Origin of the sequence: Amycolatopsis pithecellobii, assembly GCF_009707865.1 — a bacterium.
Taxonomy (GTDB): domain Bacteria; phylum Actinomycetota; class Actinomycetes; order Mycobacteriales; family Pseudonocardiaceae; genus Amycolatopsis_E; species Amycolatopsis_E pithecellobii.
This window is the reverse complement of sequence record NZ_WMBA01000108.1, coordinates 1-17,511: the sequence shown is the minus strand read 5'-3', so window position 1 is coordinate 17,511 and position 17,511 is coordinate 1. Positions and strand designations below refer to the sequence as shown.

Annotated in this window: 16 protein-coding genes; 12 read left to right on the top strand and 4 right to left on the bottom strand. The window is 69.5% G+C overall.

The window, feature by feature from the left end:
- On the top strand, window positions 1-933 hold a 933-nt coding region (locus GKO32_RS36820), incomplete at its 5' end, for a C40 family peptidase (protein ID WP_154761532.1).
- Between the two features lie 138 nt (window positions 934-1,071).
- A complete protein-coding gene (locus GKO32_RS36815; protein WP_312869241.1) occupies window positions 1,072-2,211 on the top strand; it encodes a glycosyltransferase family 4 protein in 1,140 nt (379 codons plus the stop codon).
- On the opposite strand, the gene GKO32_RS36810 is transcribed toward GKO32_RS36815, so the two are convergent.
- Entirely contained in the window at window positions 2,208-2,825 is a 618-nt protein-coding gene (locus GKO32_RS36810; protein ID WP_154761530.1) for a nucleoside/nucleotide kinase family protein, read from the bottom strand. The genes GKO32_RS36815 and GKO32_RS36810 overlap by 4 nt on opposite strands.
- Before the next feature lie 4 nt (window positions 2,826-2,829).
- Between GKO32_RS36810 and GKO32_RS36805 the strand changes: the two genes are divergently transcribed.
- The 6 genes from GKO32_RS36805 to GKO32_RS36780 all read left to right on the top strand — a co-directional run bounded on the left by GKO32_RS36805 (window position 2,830) and on the right by GKO32_RS36780 (window position 9,402).
- Complete coding sequence (locus tag GKO32_RS36805; protein WP_154761529.1) at window positions 2,830-4,158, top strand: adenosylmethionine--8-amino-7-oxononanoate transaminase; 1,329 nt, start codon at window positions 2,830-2,832, stop codon at window positions 4,156-4,158.
- Between the two features lie 293 nt (window positions 4,159-4,451).
- Window positions 4,452-6,716 carry a SulP family inorganic anion transporter gene (locus GKO32_RS36800; protein ID WP_154761528.1) on the top strand — a complete coding sequence of 755 codons (2,265 nt, stop codon included), beginning with the start codon at window positions 4,452-4,454 and terminating at the stop codon, window positions 6,714-6,716.
- Window positions 6,717-6,755: 39 nt separating this feature from the next.
- Window positions 6,756-7,472, top strand: coding sequence for a dethiobiotin synthase (gene bioD, locus GKO32_RS36795; protein WP_154761537.1), 717 nt, complete (start codon window positions 6,756-6,758; stop codon window positions 7,470-7,472).
- Window positions 7,473-7,548: 76 nt separating this feature from the next.
- Window positions 7,549-8,565 (top strand): biotin synthase BioB, encoded by a 1,017-nt coding sequence (gene bioB / locus GKO32_RS36790; protein ID WP_312869238.1) that lies wholly within the window; start codon window positions 7,549-7,551, stop codon window positions 8,563-8,565.
- Window positions 8,562-8,762 carry a biotin synthase auxiliary protein BsaP gene (gene bsaP / locus GKO32_RS36785; RefSeq protein ID WP_166459850.1) on the top strand — a complete coding sequence of 67 codons (201 nt, stop codon included), beginning with the start codon at window positions 8,562-8,564 and terminating at the stop codon, window positions 8,760-8,762. Before bioB ends, bsaP begins: the two co-directional genes overlap by 4 nt.
- A gap of 40 nt (window positions 8,763-8,802) precedes the next feature.
- The gene (locus GKO32_RS36780; RefSeq protein WP_376766041.1) at window positions 8,803-9,402 is read left to right on the top strand and encodes a DUF2567 domain-containing protein; all 600 of its coding nucleotides are present in this window, start codon (window positions 8,803-8,805) and stop codon (window positions 9,400-9,402) included.
- A gap of 3 nt (window positions 9,403-9,405) precedes the next feature.
- Here GKO32_RS36780 and GKO32_RS36775 read toward each other — a convergent pair whose 3' ends face one another.
- Window positions 9,406-10,122, bottom strand: coding sequence for an LON peptidase substrate-binding domain-containing protein (locus GKO32_RS36775; protein WP_312869237.1), 717 nt, complete (start codon window positions 10,120-10,122; stop codon window positions 9,406-9,408).
- Window positions 10,123-10,156: 34 nt separating this feature from the next.
- Window positions 10,157-10,795 carry an NUDIX hydrolase gene (locus tag GKO32_RS36770; RefSeq protein ID WP_312869242.1) on the bottom strand — a complete coding sequence of 213 codons (639 nt, stop codon included), beginning with the start codon at window positions 10,793-10,795 and terminating at the stop codon, window positions 10,157-10,159.
- Window positions 10,796-10,907: 112 nt separating this feature from the next.
- Here GKO32_RS36770 and nadA point away from each other — a divergent pair, with 112 nt between their 5' ends.
- The 4 genes from nadA (at window position 10,908) to GKO32_RS36750 (ending at window position 15,781) form a co-directional block, all read left to right on the top strand.
- Window positions 10,908-11,918, top strand: coding sequence for a quinolinate synthase NadA (nadA, locus tag GKO32_RS36765; RefSeq protein ID WP_154761527.1), 1,011 nt, complete (start codon window positions 10,908-10,910; stop codon window positions 11,916-11,918).
- Entirely contained in the window at window positions 11,915-13,561 is a 1,647-nt protein-coding gene (locus GKO32_RS36760) for an L-aspartate oxidase (protein ID WP_154761526.1), read from the top strand. Before nadA ends, GKO32_RS36760 begins: the two co-directional genes overlap by 4 nt.
- On the top strand, window positions 13,558-14,409 hold the full coding sequence (gene nadC, locus GKO32_RS36755) for a carboxylating nicotinate-nucleotide diphosphorylase (RefSeq protein ID WP_154761525.1): 852 nt from the start codon (window positions 13,558-13,560) through the stop codon (window positions 14,407-14,409). The genes GKO32_RS36760 and nadC overlap by 4 nt, the downstream gene beginning before the upstream one ends.
- Window positions 14,410-14,527: 118 nt before the next feature.
- On the top strand, window positions 14,528-15,781 hold the full coding sequence (locus GKO32_RS36750; RefSeq protein ID WP_246245309.1) for a sensor histidine kinase: 1,254 nt from the start codon (window positions 14,528-14,530) through the stop codon (window positions 15,779-15,781).
- Between the two features lie 448 nt (window positions 15,782-16,229).
- Here the strand turns inward: GKO32_RS36750 and GKO32_RS36745 are convergent, their stop codons facing one another.
- Complete coding sequence (locus GKO32_RS36745; protein ID WP_312869236.1) at window positions 16,230-17,300, bottom strand: dihydrofolate reductase family protein; 1,071 nt, start codon at window positions 17,298-17,300, stop codon at window positions 16,230-16,232.
- Between the last annotated feature and the right edge of the window lie 211 nt (window positions 17,301-17,511).

The following is a 17,511-nucleotide window of genomic DNA, read 5'->3' as shown; positions in this document are numbered from 1 at the left end:
CCCACCAACTCCGCGGACGCGCTGGCCCAGTACCGCGCCGCCGCCCAGCAGGCCGAGCAGCTGAACGAGGACAAGCTCAAGGCCCAGGACGACTACAACGCCAAGCAGGCCGACCTGGCCAAGGCCAACGGCGACATCGTCGCGGCGAGCCAGAAGGTCCAGGCGGCACAGGCCGAGAAGCAGCGGTTCCAGGGCGCCGTCGACCAGTTCACCGACGCGTCGTTCGTCAGCGGCGCCCAGATGAACCGGATGTCCGCCCTGCTGACCGGCACGTCGGCGCAGGACTTCCTGGACCGCTCGTCGGCGCTCGCCGTGCTGGCCGAGGACAAGAACCGGGCGTTGCAGAGCTACACCGACGCGGTCAACTCAGCGGCGGCCGCCGCGCAGCAGGCCACCGACGCGCGCAACCGCGCCCAGGCGGCTTCGGACCAGGCGCAGCAGCTGCTCAACGACCTGAACGCACGTTCGGCCGCGTTGCAGGCGCAACTCGACCAGCTGAAGCAGCTGGGCACCAGGCTCAGCGCCGCCGACCGCGCCGCCCAGCGCGACACCGGTGGCGCGGCGCCGAACCTGCCCGCGCCCAGTTCCGCCGCGCAGCAAGCGGTCAACGTCGCGCTCAGCAAGCTCGGCAGCAATTACGTGTGGGGCGCGACAGGTCCGTCCACATTCGACTGTTCAGGCCTGACGCTGTTCTCCTACGGCAAGGCCGGCATCTCGCTGCCGCGCACCGCTGCCTCGCAGCAGGGCGTCGGCATGGCGGTCTCCCGATCCCAGCTGCAGCCCGGTGACCTGGTGTTCTTCGGTTCGCCCGCGCACCACGTCGGGATCTACCTCGGCGACGGCAAGATGGTGCACGCGCCCGACACCGGTGACGTGGTGAAGATTTCGCCGCTGCAGAACGATTACTCCGGGGCGCGCCGGGTCGCCTACTGATCCTTCGTGAACTCCGGCAGGGGCAGCACCGCACGCGGTGCTGCCCCTGCGTCGTTCCGGGACCGGTAATCTCCCGCCAGCCCCTCGCCCACCACCACCGCCCTCAACGGAGACGCGCCGCGCCACTAGATTGGATTGGTGGCTCGGACCCTGCTGGTGACCAACGACTTCCCGCCTCGTCCCGGAGGGATCCAGAACTATCTCGACTCGCTGGCGCGCCGCCTGCCCGCGGACGATCTGGTGGTCTACGCGCCGTCGTGGCATTCGGCGTCCGGTTCGCACCCGGAGTTCGACAAGGCCGCGCCGTTCGAGATCGTGCGGCATCCGACGTCGCTGATGCTGCCCACCCCCGGCGTTTTACGGCGTGCCAAGGACATTCTGCGCACGCGGGAGTGCGACTCGGTGTGGTTCGGCGCAGCCGCGCCGCTCGCGTTGCTGTCCCCGGCGCTGCGCGCGGGCGGTGCCAGGCGTGTCGTCGCCTCTACGCACGGGCACGAGGTCGGCTGGTCGATGCTGCCGGGTGCGCGGCAGGCGCTGCGCCGCATCGGGGACAGCACGGATGTCGTCACGTACATCAGCGAATACACCCGCGGCCGGTTCGCGTCCGCGTTCGGCCCGATGGCGGGTCTGGAGCATCTCCCGTCCGGAGTGGACGTCGAGCTTTTCCGGCCGGACAAGAGTGCCCGCGAAGAAATCCGGGCCCGGCACGGACTCGGTGACCGGCCGACGGTGGTGTGCGTTTCGCGTTTGGTGCCACGCAAGGGACAGGACATGCTGGTGCGCGCGATGCCGGGGCTGCGCAAGCGGATTCCGGATGTCGCCCTGCTCATCGTCGGCGGTGGTCCATACCGCAAGACGCTCGAAAAGCTGGTGCGCGACAACGGGGTCGAGCGCGATGTGGTGCTCACGGGTTCGGTGCCGTGGCCCGAACTGCCCGCGCACTACGCGGCCGGGGACGTGTTCGCGATGCCGGCCCGCACCCGCGGCAAGGGCCTCGATGTGGAAGGGCTCGGTCTGGTGTACCTGGAAGCCTCCGCGACGGGCCTGCCGGTGATCGCCGGGCGTTCCGGCGGCGCACCGGAAACGGTGCTGGACGAGGTGACCGGGCATGTGGTCGACGGCCGTGACGTGACGCAGCTGGTGGAAACCCTCGGGCCGCTGCTCGCCGACCCGACGAGGGCCCGCAAGATGGGCGAAGCGGGCCGTGCCTGGGTGCGCGAACACTGGCGCTGGGATCAGCTCGCCGCCCGCCTGCACACCCTCCTGACGACGACCTAGGCCGCGACCGCGGGATGTCGCGGATCGTCGACGCGCACCAGGATGTCGGCGGTCTCCGCGGGGCGCACTTCGTTTTCGTACCTGGCGAACGCCGGCAGCGCCCAGCGGTCCCCCTCCGGCAGGCGGCGGCGCAGCGCGCTCGGCGACACGGAGAGATGGACCGTCAGCTCGAACGGCAGACCCCGCCCGAGTAGCAGCTCACCGTCGGCGATCAGCACGCCACCCGCGGCAAGAGCGACCCGGTCCAGCCGCGTCGCGCGGTCGCGTTCGGCGTCCCACAGCGCCGGCAGCACCATGCCGTCACCGCCCGGGGACAACGGGTTGAGCACCTCGCGGCGCAGCGCGTTCTCGTCCAGCCAGTCCGAGTACCGCGCGTCCGGGTCCTGCTTGCCCTTTTCGAACCGCAGCGAGGCCGGCCGCAGGAAATCCACAGTGGACACACGCAGGACCGCGCGACCGTTGATCCGCAAGGGATCCACCAGTGCGTCCGCCAGCAGGCGAGTGTCCGCCGCGCCGTCGATCGCCACCCGCACCCACCGGGTGCCCGCCATGCCGAGGATTCGTTCGGTCAGCTCGGCGGCGAGCCGGTCGAAGGTGATCGGGCGGTACTTCATGGTGATGATTGTCCCTGAACCTGATCGGGAGCCACCGGCTATCGTGCGGAGCGTGGACCCCACCGAACTGCTCGCTCTCGACGCGCACCATGTCTGGCACCCCTACGGCCCGATGCCGGGCCGGGTGGCGCCCCTGCTGGTGACCGAGGCGTCGGGCGTGCGGCTACGGCTGGCTGACGGGCGCGAGCTCGTCGACGGCATGTCTTCGTGGTGGGCGGCGATTCACGGTTACCGGAACCCGGTGCTCGACGCGGCACTCGCGGAGCAGGCGGGCCGGATGAGTCACGTCATGTTCGGCGGGCTCACCCACGAGCCGGCGATCCGGCTGGCTGCGAAGCTGGTGGAACTGACCCCGCCCGGGCTCGAGCACGTGTTCCTGTGTGACTCGGGCTCGGTGTCCGTCGAGGTCGCGGCGAAGATGTGCCTGCAGTACTGGCAATCGTTGGGGCGCAAGGGAAAGCGCCGCCTGCTGACGTGGCGCGGCGGTTACCACGGCGATACGTTCCACCCGATGAGCGTGTGCGATCCGGACGGCGGGATGCACTCGCTGTGGCGCGGGGTGCTGCCGGAGCAGGTGTTCGTGCCCGAGCCGCCCGGCGGGTTCGGCGAGCCCGTCGATGAGTCCTATGTGGACACGCTCGCGCGTGCGCTCGAGGAGCACGCGGACGAGCTGGCCGCGGTGATCGTCGAACCCGTGGTGCAGGGCGCAGGCGGGATGCGTTTCCACAACCCTGGTTACCTGCGCGCGCTGCGTGAGCTGACCGAGGCGCACGACGTGCTGCTGATCTTCGACGAGATCGCGACCGGGTTCGGCCGCACCGGCACGCTGTTCGCCGCGGAGCATGCCGGTGTCACGCCGGATGTGCTGTGTCTCGGCAAGGCGCTGACCGGTGGCTACCTGAGCATGGCCGCCGCGTTGTGCACGCCGAAGGTCGCCGACGGGATTTCGCGCGGCGAGGTGCCGGTGCTCGCGCACGGCCCGACCTTCATGGGTAACCCGCTGACGGCGGCGGTCGCGAACGCCTCGATCGGCCTGCTCCTCGACCAGGACTGGGCGGCCGCGGTGCGGAGGGTCGAAACCGGGCTGCGGGCGGGCCTGGCCGGTGCGCTCGCCGTGCCGGGAGTCGCCGATGTGCGGGTCCTCGGCGCGATCGGCGTCATCCAGCTGGACCACGAGGTCGACATGGCGGCGGCCACGAAAGTGGTCACCGAACGCGGAGTGTGGCTGCGCCCGTTCCGCGACCTGATCTACGCCATGCCGCCGTACATCTGCACTGAGGCCGAGGTCCGGGCCATCACCGAGGCGATGACGGCGGCCGCCGCGGCGGCCTGAACCGCAGTATGGGAGAAGTTCACCCGATTTGGTGTGACGGAAACCACGGCCCCATCTTCGCTTACGCAGGGTGAAAACTCACGCTGCCCTGGACGCCATGGAGTGCTCGTGATCACGCACTCTGCTGCTTCCGTCCCGGTTGGGCAGTCACCACCTGCTGTGGAAAAAACGTGAAACTCCTCCACATATCGGACATTTCGCGGGTTTTTCGGTATCAGTGGATCACCGGCGGTCACTGGGGACGAGCCGGGACACATTCCACCCCGCTCGGGGGCTGACAGCCGGGAGGCACCATGACCACCACCGTGCGTGAGCACGCACCACCAGGCTCGAAAGGCAAGCGCCACAAGACGTTCGAGAACCTCAAGCACAACGTCCCCGCCTCGCTGGTGGTGTTCCTCGTCGCGGTCCCACTGTCGCTGGGCATCGCGCTCGCCTCTGGCGCGCCGATCGTCGCGGGGCTCATCGCGGCGATCGTCGGCGGCGTGATCGCGGGCGCGCTGGGCGGCTCGGCGCTCCAGGTCAGCGGACCCGCGGCAGGGCTCACCGTGATCATGGCCGAGACGATCAACGAGTTCGGCTGGGCGGTCACGTGCGCGATCACCGTGCTCGCGGGCGCGCTGCAGATCCTGCTCGGGCTGAGCCGGATCGCGCGCGCCGCGCTCGCCATCTCACCGGCGATCGTGCACGGCATGCTCGCCGGCATCGGGGTGACGATCGTGCTCGCGCAGCTGCACGTGGTGCTGGGCGGCAGCCCGCAGAGCTCACCGATCGACAACCTGCTGCAGCTCCCGCGGCAGCTGCTCGACCCGCACGGCACGGCCACCGTGATCGGCGTGCTGACCATCGCGATCCTGCTCGGCTGGGGCCGCCTGCCCGCCGCGGTGCGGAAGGTGCCGGGGCCGCTGGCCGCGATCGTCACGGTCACGGTGCTGTCGGTCGCCGCGGGGATGACCGTGCCGAGGGTTGACGTGCCCGCGGACGTGCTGGCGATCAGGTTCGTGCCGGAGTTCCCCGGCGGCGGCTGGTCCGACTTCGCGCTCGCGGTGGTCACGATCGCGCTCGTCGCCAGCGTGGAGAGCCTGCTGTCCGCAGTCGCCACGGACAAGATGCACACCGGCAGGCGCGCCAATCTCAACCGCGAGCTGATGGGGCAGGGCGCGGCCAACATGGTCTCCGGCGCGCTCGGCGGTCTGCCGGTCACCGGAGTGATCGTGCGCAGCTCGACGAACGTGCAGTCCGGGGCGCGCACCCGTGCCTCGGCCGTGCTGCACGGGCTGTGGATCCTGCTGTTCGTCGTCGTCCTCGCCGGGCTGCTGCGCAATATCCCGCTGGCGGCGCTGGCCGGGCTGCTCGTGCACGTGGGCGCGCGACTGGTGAACATCGGGCACATCAAGGATGTGCTGCGGCACGGTGATCTGCCGGTGTACCTCGTCACGCTCGTCGGCGTGGTGGCGGTCGACCTGCTGACCGGTGTGCTGATCGGGATCGGGCTGGCCGCGGTGCTGATGCTGCGGCGGCTGCTGTGGGCGGGCATCCATGCCGAACGCGGCGAGGAGGGCTGGCGCGTGGTCGTGGAGGGTGCGCTCTCGGCGCTGTCGATCCCCCGGCTTTCCGCGCGGCTGAACGAAATCCCGCAGGGCAGCCGGGTCACGCTCGAGCTCGTGGTGGACTACCTCGACCACGCCGCGTTCGACATGCTTTCGGCCTGGCAGCACTCGCACGAGAAGGCCGGCGGCATCGTGATCGTCGACGAGATCGGGCATCCGTGGTTCGAGCGCGGCAAGTCCGGTGAGCCGACTGTCCACAAGGGACGAGCGCCGCGCGTGGTGCCGCGCTGGTTCGCGCCGTGGTCGCAATGGCAGGGGGAACAGGACGAGAGCGTCCCGCCGGTGCCGCGGCAGCGCACGGAAAGCTCGATGCGCCGCGGTGTCGCGGAGTTCGAGCGGCGGACCTCGGAGCTGGTGCGGCCGTACCTCGACGCCGATGTGCACGCGCCGCAGACGTTGTTCCTCACCTGTGGGGACGCGCGGATCGTGCCGAACGTCCTCACCAGCAGCGGCCCCGGTGACCTGTTCACCATGCGCAATATCGGCAACCTCGTGCCCGATCACGCGAGCTGCGCCGAGGGCGCGGACGCGTCGCTGGGTGCTTCGCTGGAGTTCGCGGTCGACGTGCTGAAGGTGCGTGAGGTCGTGGTGTGCGGGCATTCCTCGTGCGGGGCCATGAAAGCGCTGCTTGACGGAACGCCCGACGACGCGACTGCGCTGCGGTCGTGGTTGCGGCACGCGGAGCCGAGCGTGGCCCGCTCGCGGACGCAGCCGCCGATCGCGGTCGAGGGCGAGGTGCCCTCCGGTCCGGATCAGCTGGCGCTGCACAACGTGCTGGAGCAGCTGGAACGGCTGCGGGAGTACCCGACGATCGCCCGTGCCGAGGCACGTGGCGACATCGAGCTGGTGGGCATGTACTTCGATGTCGGCGCGGCCCGGGTGCACCTGTACGACCCGGCGACCGGCTCGTTCGGGTCGGCCAGGACCTCGATCGTGACCGGAACTTAGATCTTGCCGGCGCCGGTACTAGCGTGAAGGTCTGTGAGCATGCTGGTGGTGGCCGGAACGGGTACCGGCGTCGGGAAGACAGTCGTGACCGCCGCGATCGCGGCGCTCGCCCATGACGGCGGGCAGCGCGTGGCGGTGCTCAAGCCCGCACAGACCGGGGTCGCGCCCGGCGAGCCGGGTGACCTGGCCGAAGTCACACGGCTCGCCGGGGACGTCACGACCCGCGAACTCCAGCGTTACCCGGATCCGCTTTCGCCGGAGGCGGCGGCCCGCCGCAGCGGGCTCCCGTCGCTGTCCCCGCCGCAGATCGCGAACGCCGCGACCGAGCTCGACAGCACGCACGATCTGGTGCTGATCGAGGGCGCGGGGGGACTGCTGGTGCGGTTCGGGCCCGATGGCAGCACGCTCGCGGATGTGGCGTGGGCCCTCGGCGCGGTCGTGGTCGTCGTCGCCGAGGCCGGTCTCGGCACGCTCAACACCACGGCGCTGACCGCCGAGGTCGCCACCGCACGCGGGCTGCACCTCACCGGTGTGGTGATCGGCTCCTGGCCAGCCGAACCCGATCTTGCGATGTTGTCCAACGTCCACGACCTGCCCGTCGCAGCGGGCGCACCGCTGCTCGGGGCGATGGCGGCCGGGGCGGCGCAGCGGGACCAGGCCGGGTTCCTCGCCGAGGCGCGGTCCGGGCTGTCGCCGTGGTTCGGCGGCGACTTCGATCCCGAGCGGTTCCAGAAGTCGGCCGCCGCCCGGACGTGACGCGTATCGCTATGCCTACGCCGCTTCGTCCGGCAGCATGGCAACTGACCAAGCCATGCTCGAATAGGAGAGCTCTGTGACCTCAGCGCCCGAACAGACCGACGTACTCGCCGTCGCCCGGGAGCAGGTACTCGAACAGGGCGTCGGTCTGTCCCAGCAGCAGGTGCTCGACGTGCTGCGGCTGCCCGACGACCGCCTTTCCGAGCTGCTCGCGCTCGCCCACGAGGTCCGGATGCGCTGGTGCGGCCCGGAAGTCGAGGTCGAGGGCATCGTCAGCCTCAAGACCGGCGGCTGCCCCGAGGACTGCCACTTCTGCTCGCAATCGGGCCGCTTCCCCAGCCCGGTGCGCTCCGCCTGGCTGGACATCCCCGGCCTGGTGAAGGCCGCGCGGCAGACCGCCGAGACCGGCGCGACCGAGTTCTGCATCGTCGCCGCCGTGCGCGGCCCGGACAAGCGGCTGCTGTCGCAGGTGCGCGAAGGCATCAAGGCCATCCGCGAGGACGGCAACGACATCCAGATCGCCTGCTCGCTGGGCATGCTCACGCAGGAGCAGGTCGACGAACTCGTCGAGATTGGCGTGCACCGCTACAACCACAACCTCGAGACCGCCCGCTCGCACTTCCCGGAGGTCGTCACCACGCACTCGTGGGAGGAGCGCTGGGACACCCTGCGCATGGTGCGGGACGCGGGCATGGAGGTCTGCTGCGGCGGCATCATCGGCATGGGCGAGACCACCGAGCAGCGCGCGGAATTCGCCGTCCAGCTCGCGGAGCTGGAGCCCGACGAGGTGCCGATGAACTTCCTCATCCCGCAGCCGGGCACCCCGTACGAGCAGTACGAGATCGTCGAAGGCCCGGACGCGCTGCGGGTCGTCGCCGCGTTCCGGCTCGCGATGCCGCGCACGATGCTGCGCTTCGCCGGGGGCCGTGAGCTGACACTCGGCGACCTCGGTGCGGAGCAGGGCATGCTGGGCGGGATCAACGCGATCATCGTCGGCAACTACCTGACCAACCTGGGCCGCCCGGCGAGCCAGGACCTGCAGATGCTCAACGAGCTCAAGATGCCGATCAAGGCGCTCAGCGAGACGTTGTGACCGCTGCGTTCTGTGTCCACTGCGGACAGTCGCTCGCCGGCGGCGAGCATCTCGGCTGCCGCGTGCCGCGGACCGCGCTGGAGCCGCCGCGGTTCTGCCCCCAGTGCGCGCGGCGGATGGTCGTGCAGGTGACGCCCACCGGCTGGGACGCGCGATGTAGCCGACACGGTGCGTACACGAGCGAGCCGACCGGCTAGTCTCGCTGTGCCAGCAGGCGCGGCGAAGGAGAGGCATCCAGTGGCTGAGGCATCGGTCGGCGCGGACGACCTGTCACGCGCACCGGACGGCGAGCTGCCCCGGCTCGTGTTCAGCCTGCCCCGGCCGAGGCCGCGGGTCGTGGTCAAGGCCGACCTGCTGCCCTCGGTGAGTGTGCTGTCGCTGATCGGGCTGGTGGGTATCCCGCTCGGCTGGATCTGGTCGCGGCTCGCGCCGCCCGAGCGGGTGCGCGTGTACGACGGCAACCAGCTTTTGCCGCTGCAGCTGGAAAGCTGGCACCGCTTCGACGATCTGGGGATCTACCTGATGCTCGCGCTCGCGGCCGGCATCGTCACCGGTTCGGTGGTGTGGTTGCTGCGGGAGCGGCGCGGACCGGTGATCATGATCGCGGCCGTGCTCGGCGGGTTGCTCGCCGGCTGGCTGGGCACGTCGATGGGTGCTGCGTTCGCCGACAGCCACTACGCGATCACCGGAACCCCGAACGTCGGAGACGTGCTCACGAAGGCGCCGCAGCTGGAGTCGCTGTGGGTGCTCGTCGCGCAGCCGCTGGCGACCGCGCTCGTGTACGGGTTGCTGGCGGGCTGGAACGGCCGCGATGATCTCGGCCGCCGGCTGGCCTGACGTTCAGTTCAGGCAGGCGCGGGTGTTGAGGTCCGGCAGCTGAGCCGGGGGCGCCGGGACAGCGTGCAATGTGGACAGAAAACCCGCCTCACGTGAGAGCAAACGGCCCACCATCCGCAGGCGCCGCAACGGATGCGTCTCCTCCAGCAGACGCTGGCGATCGGCCAGCGGCAGCAGGCAGTCGGCGGCGAGGAGATACGCCAGATCGACCGGATGCGTTTCGGGCGCCGGCGCGGTCCACGTTCCGCTGTCCCACGCCGATTCGCAGTAACGGCGATACGCCGCGCGGGCCGAACCCGCGAGCCGGGCTGTGGCCTCGGCGGCACCGGGCGGCGGTTGATCATCGTCGACCCACTCGACCGTGCCGACCAGATACGGCGCGCGCGTCGCGTCGATGTCCAGCAGCCGGAAACGCCGCTCTCCCACGGTGAGGATGTCGAAGCGGCCGTCCGGCAATCGCGTGCTTTCCTCCAGCAGCGCGGTGCAGCCGATCTCGTGCACATGCTCGACGCTCTCGACCTCGCGCGCTGCCGACGCCCTCATCGCGACGATGCCGAATCGCTTGTCCGGCACCACACCCGCGCGCAGATCCACCGCCAGCTGGCGATAACGAGGCTCGAACAGGTGCAGCGGCAGCGCCGCGCCCGGCAGCAACACGGTCTGCAACGGGAACAGGGGAATCGTGGCCTGTCGGGCGCCGGTCCGTTCCGCATCCGTCACGGATTACACGGTACTTCCAATCCTGGTCCCTTGCTCACCGTCGCTTCGGTGGCGGCCGGAACACCGCGAACGGGTCCGTCACCTGAATTCCCTCGCCGGCGAAGGAGAACAGCGCGGCCGGTCGCCCGCCGCTGCGGCCGGGGGGAGCGGTGTGGCCGGTGGGGACGAGCAGCCCGCGCCGGGACAGCACGCGCTGCAGGTTCGTGGCGGAAACCTTGTACCCCAAGGCAGCCGAGTACACCTCGCGCAGCGCGGAGATGGTGAACTCGGCCGGTGCCAGCGCGAACCCGATATTGGTGTAGCTCATTTTGGCGCGCAGCCGGTTGCGTGCGTGCAGGATGATCTCGCGATGGTCGAACGCGGTGCGGGGCAGCGAATCGATCTCGTGCCACTGGGTGTCCTCCGGGACTTCGGGATCGACGTCGGAGGGCACCAGACCGAGGAACGCGGTCGCGACCACCCGCGGGCCCGGCACCCGGTCCGGGGCGCTGAACACCGCGAGCTGCTCGACGTGGGCGAGCTTGCGCACGTCGACCTTTTCCTTCAGCTGGCGGCGGATCGACGTCTCGACGTCCTCGTCGGGGCGCAGCCGGCCGCCGGGCAGCGACCAGCGCCCGACATGCGGGTCCAGCGCCCGGCGCCACAGCAGTACGCGCAATGTGGCGTAACGCACCTGTAATACGGCCGCCAAAACCTCGTGTGCCAGGGGGGCGCTGCTGTTAATATGGCTACGCACGGTTTTCGATTATAAGGCGAAAACCAGTGAGCCGGTCCAGGAGGGCCAGATGTCTTCGACGACTTTGCAGGAGCTCACCCCGTACACCGGGGTCGAACCCGACGAGGCCTGGGCGGAGGAGGTGCGCCGGCTCGCCCGCGAACGTGACGCGGTACTGCTGGCGCACAACTACCAGGCGCCGGCGATTCAGGACATCGCCGATCACACCGGCGATTCGCTCGCGCTGTCCCGGATCGCGGCCGCCAGTGATGCCTCGACGATCGTGTTCTGCGGCGTGCACTTCATGGCCGAGACCGCGAAGATCCTCGCGCCGGAGAAGACGGTGCTGATCCCCGACGCGCGGGCCGGCTGCTCGCTCGCCGACTCCATCACCGGCGCGCAGCTGCGGGCGTGGAAGGCCGAGCATCCTGGCGCGGTCGTCGTCTCCTACGTCAACACCACGGCGGAGGTCAAGGCGGAGACCGACATCTGCTGCACGTCGTCGAACGCCGTCGACGTCGTCGCCTCCATCCCCGCCGACCAGGAAGTTCTCTTTCTGCCCGACCAGTTCCTCGGCGCGCACGTCAAGCGGCAGACCGGCCGCGACAACATCCACGTGTGGGCCGGGGAATGCCATGTGCACGCCGGGATCAACGGTCCCGAGCTGGCCGAGCGCGCCGCCGCGAACCCCGACGCGGACCTGTTCATCCACCCCGAATGCGGCTGCGCCACCTCGGCGCTCTACCTCGCGGGCGAGGGCACGGTGCCGGCGGAGAAGGTCAAGATCCTCTCCACCGGGGACATGGTGCACGAGGCTCGCGACACCAAGGCTTCGACCGTGCTGGTGGCCACCGAGATCGGCATGTTGCACCAGCTGCGCAAGGCGGCGCCGGAGATCGATTTCCGCGCGGTGAACGACAGGGCGTCCTGCCGGTACATGAAGATGATCACCCCGGCCGCGCTGCTGCGGGCGCTGCGTGAGGGCCACGACGAGGTCCACGTGGACCCGGAGACGGCCGCGCGGGCACGGGCTTCGGTGCAGCGGATGATCGAGATCGGCAAGCCTGGCGGCGGCGAATGACCGCCCCTGTTAGTGCCTTACAGTCGAAAACTCCGGTATGGGAAGCTCGCGCGGATCTGCTCGTACTGGGCAGTGGGGTGGCTGGGCTGACCGCCGCGTTGCGTGCTCAGGAGCTCGGGCTGCGGGTCCTCGTGGTCACCAAGGCCGCGGTCGAGGACGGCAATACCCGCTGGGCCCAGGGCGGCGTCGCGGTCGTGTTGGACGGCGAGCATGACGAGGGTGACTCCGTCGAGCGGCATGTCGAAGACACGCTCGTGGCGGGCGCCGGACTGTGCGAGCCGGACGCCGTCCGGGCGATCCTGCACGCCGGCCCGGGGGCGGTCTCGTGGCTGCGGGACGCCGGCGCCCGGTTCGATCCGGGCACGAGCGGGCTGCTCGCCCGCACGCGCGAAGGCGGGCACAGCGCGTTCCGCGTGATCCACGCCGGTGGTGACGCGACGGGTGCGGAAGTCGAACGCACGCTGGTCGCCGAGGCCACCGGGCGGCGGCTTCCCGTGCTGGAGCGGCATATCGCGGTGGACGCGCTGCTCACTCCGCTCGGCGCGGTCGCCGGTGTGACGGTGCTCGACCCCAACGGTGTGCCCGGTGTGCTGCGCGCCCCGGCCGTCCTGCTCGCGACCGGGGGGCTCGGTCAGCTCTACCAGGCGACTTCGAATCCCGAGATCGCGACGGGCGATGGGCTCGCGCTCGCGCTGCGGGCCGGCGCGCAGGCGGCGGATCTGGAGTTCGTGCAGTTCCACCCGACGGTGCTGTTCACGCCGGGCGCGCGGGGCCGGTGCCCGCTTGTGACGGAAGCCGTGCGCGGTGAGGGTGCGGTCCTGGTCGATGGGGCCGGTGCTTCGGTGATGCAAGGCGTGCATCCGCTGGCCGATCTCGCGCCGCGGGACGTCGTCTCGGCGGCGATCACGCGCAGGATGGCCGAGGCGCCCGGGGGGATCGACAATCACGTCTTCCTCGACGCGACGGGTGTTTCCTCGTTCTCGCAACGGTTTCCGACGGTCTTCGCCGCCTGCCGTGCGATCGGGGTCGATCCGGCGCGGGACCCGATTCCGGTCACCCCGGCCGCGCATTTCGCGTGCGGCGGTGTCGTGGCGGGGACCGACGGGCGTACTGGGGTGACCGGGTTGTACGCGGCGGGTGAGGTCGCCAGGACGGGGCTGCACGGCGCGAACCGGTTGGCGTCCAACAGTTTACTCGAAGGTCTGGTCGCGGGTGCGGGTACCGCCGAGGCCGTCGCCGCGGATCTCGCGGCCGGCCTGCTCGCGGATCCCAAGCAGGCCAGGGAACCCCGGTTGAAGACGGCGCCGGTCGCGGACCGCGATGGCCTGCAACGGGTGATGAGCCGCTACGGTGCGATCGGCCGGGACGCGGAAGGTCTGGCGGTGGTGGGCTCGGTGCTCGATCTGTCCACTCAGGACCGTCCACTACGGACACACCGGGATGTCGAGGACGCCGCGCTGACACTGATCGCGCAGGCGCTGATCGCGGCGGCGGCACGGCGAACGGAGTCACGCGGGTGCCACGTCCGCGCGGATTATCCGGTCAGGGACGACGAGATGTGGCAGCGCAGCCAGCTGATCCGGTTGAGCCCGTCGGGGCAGCCGGTGCTGGCGGATCCGGTCGCGGCGATGGGAGTGGCATGACCGATCTGGACCTGGCGGACGTCCGGCGTGTGGTGGAACTCGCGCTAGCCGAGGATCTGCGGTACGGCCCGGACGCGACCACCAACGCGACGGTGCCCGCGGACGCGACGGCGCGTGCCGAGGTGACCCCGCGGGTCAACGGCACACTGGCCGGGGCGCCGGTGGCGCTCGCGGTCTTCGATCAGGTGCTGGGCAAGGGCTATGAGGTGATCTCCGCGCTCGAAGACGGGAGCAAGCTGGTCGCCGGTGAGCCCGCACTCGTGGTGCAGGGGCCGGTGCGTGGGCTGCTCACGGCGGAGCGGACGGCGTTGAACCTGCTGTGCCACCTGTCCGGGGTGGCGACCGCGACCGCGGCCTGGGTGTCCGAAGTGGACGGTACCGGCTGCCGGATCCGGGACTCCCGCAAGACGTTGCCGGGTCTGCGGCTGCTGCAGAAATATGCGGTGCGGTGCGGGGGAGGGGTGAACCACCGGATGGGCCTTGGCGATGCGGTGCTGATCAAGGACAACCATGTCGTCGCGGCAGGTTCGGTGGCGGCGGCGATCGAGGCGGTGCGGGTGCACGCGGCGGACCTGCCGTGTGAGGTCGAGGTGGACACGCTGGCGCAGTTGGCGGAAGCGCTCGAAGCCGGTGCGGATGAGGTGTTGCTGGACAACTTCACGCCCGACGACTGCGCGCGTGCGGTGCGGCTGCGTGATGAGGTGTCGCCGGGGACGCGGTTGGAAGCCTCGGGTGGCCTGAAAGTGCACAACGCCCGTGCTTATGCGGAAACCGGTGTGGACTATCTTGCTGTCGGCGGCCTCACGCATTCCTCTCCCGCGCTTGACCTCGGGCTTGACCTGTCCTGACTCACTCGGCCGGATGTGAGTGGTTCGCTGACTGGGCTAAGGTTGCTGTGGGCGAACGACTTGGGGGGAGGAAGCGCGGTGGACTCTTTTGCGCGGCACGACCTACCTGACAGCCTTATTGAGGCAGGGTGCCCCGGTTCTCGCGTCGACTCCGCGGGAGCTGCCGCCGGAGGTTGACGATCCGGAACCCGTTGCGGCGGTGCGGCGCATCGGCGTGATGGCGACGTCGGAAGTGTCGTCGTCGAGCGATCCGCTGATGGTCCGGGCCACCCGGTATGCGGTGCTTTTGCCCTTCGTGTACCGGATTCTGGTGTTGCCGGTGGTCTGGCTGTGGACGCTCATCGGGTTCGGTGCGACACCGCTGCTGACGGCGATCACGTGGGTCGGTGTGGCGGCGAACGTCGCCGGGGTGTGGTGGGTGCTGGCGGTGCCGGACCGCGAGGGCCGGCTGACGACTGCGTTGTTGTACGCGGATGTGGGTTTCGCGGTGGCGACGAGCTTGCTGTTCACGGTGACCGTGCCGCCGGATCTGTTCTGGGCCAACGGGTGGATACCGTTGTTGTATCTGACGGGCACCGTGGTGCTGTGGACGATTTGCCGCGGGCTCGTCGCGGGTCTTTCCCTTGCGGGGCTGAGCATTGTGCTGGAAGGTGGTTCACCCTGGCTGGGCCCGGTTGACGAGGTCAACCGGTTCGAGGTCGCGAGCTTCGTGGTCGCCGCGGGGATGGTGCTGGTCGCGGTCGCTTCGGGGATCGGTTTTCTGGTACTGGTGGGCCTGGGGACGAGGTTGTCGCTCGCTATCGGGATGCGGCTGGGGCAAAGCGCCGAGCGGTCGCGGACCGAACGTGTTTTGCACGACACGGTTCTGCAAACCTTGGAAGCGATCGCCCTGACTGAAGACGGCCCGGGCCGGCTGACGCGAGTGCGTGCTGCGGCGCGGGTGCAGGCCCGGGAGCTGCGGCGCTCGTTGCAGGCCTCGGATCCGCCGACCGGCTTGGCCGCGGAGCTGGCCGCACTGGCGACCGACATGGCACGCGAAGGCCTGCGGGCAGAATTGGCGATGTCGGACATCGGCGACGATCAACTGTCCGAGGTACGCCGGATCGCGGTCCGGGACGCGGCGCGTGAAGCCATGCGGAACACGATCAAGCACGCCGGTACACAGGAAGTCGTGGTACGCATGGAAGAGCGGGACGGTGGGGTCGCGGTGATCACGCGCGACCACGGCGTCGGCTACGACGAACGGGTGCGCCCCCCGGGCTTCGGGGTGAGCGAGTCGATGAAGGCAAGACTCACCGAAGTCGGCGGCTGGTGCCGGATCGAGTCCCACCCAGGCCGAGGCACGAGGGTGACACTGTGGGTCCCCCGATAAGGGCCTACTCACAAAACCGCCGCCGTGCAACGAAAAGCCGAGCAAAGGACCCGCCGCCCACTCCCACCCCCGGACCAACACGAAGCCTTCTTAACGATCGGCGAAGTGGGGCGGGGGTGGGTCCCCCAGAGAGGGCGCTCAGCGCCCGGTCAAATCCGTCGACAAAAGACCAGGGCATCGCGCGGAGCGCGACCCAAAAAGAATGCCTCGCCGGCGGGCAGGCTCCAGGATGCCCGACCCAACGGGACGTCACCTTGAGTGGTGGTCGAGTTGTGTGGTCATCCCGTCGCCTGCGGTTTTCGAGTATCACTTTGACCCAGGCGCGCAAGCTTTGTGTTTTCGGGCGCCGGTTCCAGCGGATGTTGCGTGCCTGGCTCAAAGTGATCGTTCCTGTGTCAGGCGACGGGATGACCACCCAACTCTTGGCGGGTTTCTCTCGCTTCGCGTTTTATACGCCTGGCAGGTGGTGGTTTGCCTTTTGTACCAGTGGGGCCAGTTCGGGGATTTCGATGACTTCGCGTCCGGCCGCTCGTAACTGTTCTGCTCCTTGCGCGTGCACGAACAGGTCCGGTTCATGCCAGGCGAAAACGATGCGTGGTATTGCGGCATTCAGAATGTGCCGGGTGCAGCTCAGGGGGCGGGAGGCGCGGGCGCTGCACGGTTCCAGGGAACTGTAGATCGTCGCACCGGCCAGGCGAGGGTCGTCGCCGAGTTTTCGTAGCGCTGATTCTTCCGCGTGGTCGTGCGGGTCCTGTTCACCGGAGTAGCCGGTCGCGAGGACGTTGTCGTCGGAATCAGTGATCACCGCACCGACCCGGAACGTCGAGGATGGCGGGCAGCGATCCGCCAAAGCTACCGCTTCCCGCAGCCGTCGGTAGTCCACCGCGGTTTGGCCCATCAGATATCGCAGCAGCACCACATCCCCGAGCTGCCGTGTTTCCGCCAACAGCAGCCGGCCTTGCGGAAACGCCCCTGTGCCAACGAATTTGGGCGCGTCCCGCTCGCCCACAAACAGCGGTGCGACCACCAGGTGCAGTTCGTCGACCACATCCGTGGTGAGAAACAATGTGTGGACCGCGCCCCCGCCTTCCACCATCAACCGCCCCACACCACGGTCGGCGAGATCGGCCAGGACGCGATGCAGGTCGAGCGGGTTCCCCGCGTCGACAACCGTGGCCAGGCCGCGCAGTTGCGATTCCAGTGTCTGCACCACCGGCGACGCGGCGTAGACCAATTTCTCGACCTCGCCGGTGGTGAAAAACTGGGCGCCGGCCTCGAGTTTGCCGCTCGTAGTCAGCGTGACCTTGATGGGATCCGCTCCGGACCGGGACAACAGACGCGGGTTGTCGGTCCGGATGGTGTTGGCGCCGACCAGGATCGCGTCCACACCGGCGCGGACCTGATCGACGCGTTCGAAATCTTCCGGGCTCGACAGCAGCAGCCGTTCCGGGCTCGTGTCGTCGAGGAAACCATCGAGCGAGACAGCAGCCGAGGCCACAACATACGGGCGGTTGCGCACCCCAACACTGTCCCACAGTCCCACTCACCGAAAAGCCAAGCGCGTCCCGTTCAGGTTGGGTACGCTGCGTGCAGGGGTCATTACTGTCAGCGGGGGGTTTGATGGGTTTCACAACGGTGCCTGATGCGCTGCGCGCGGCGGCGAACGCCGGGGTTGATGCGGTGGGGGAGTTACGGGGCGCGGATTGTGGTGGCCCGGTGCGGGATGTGGC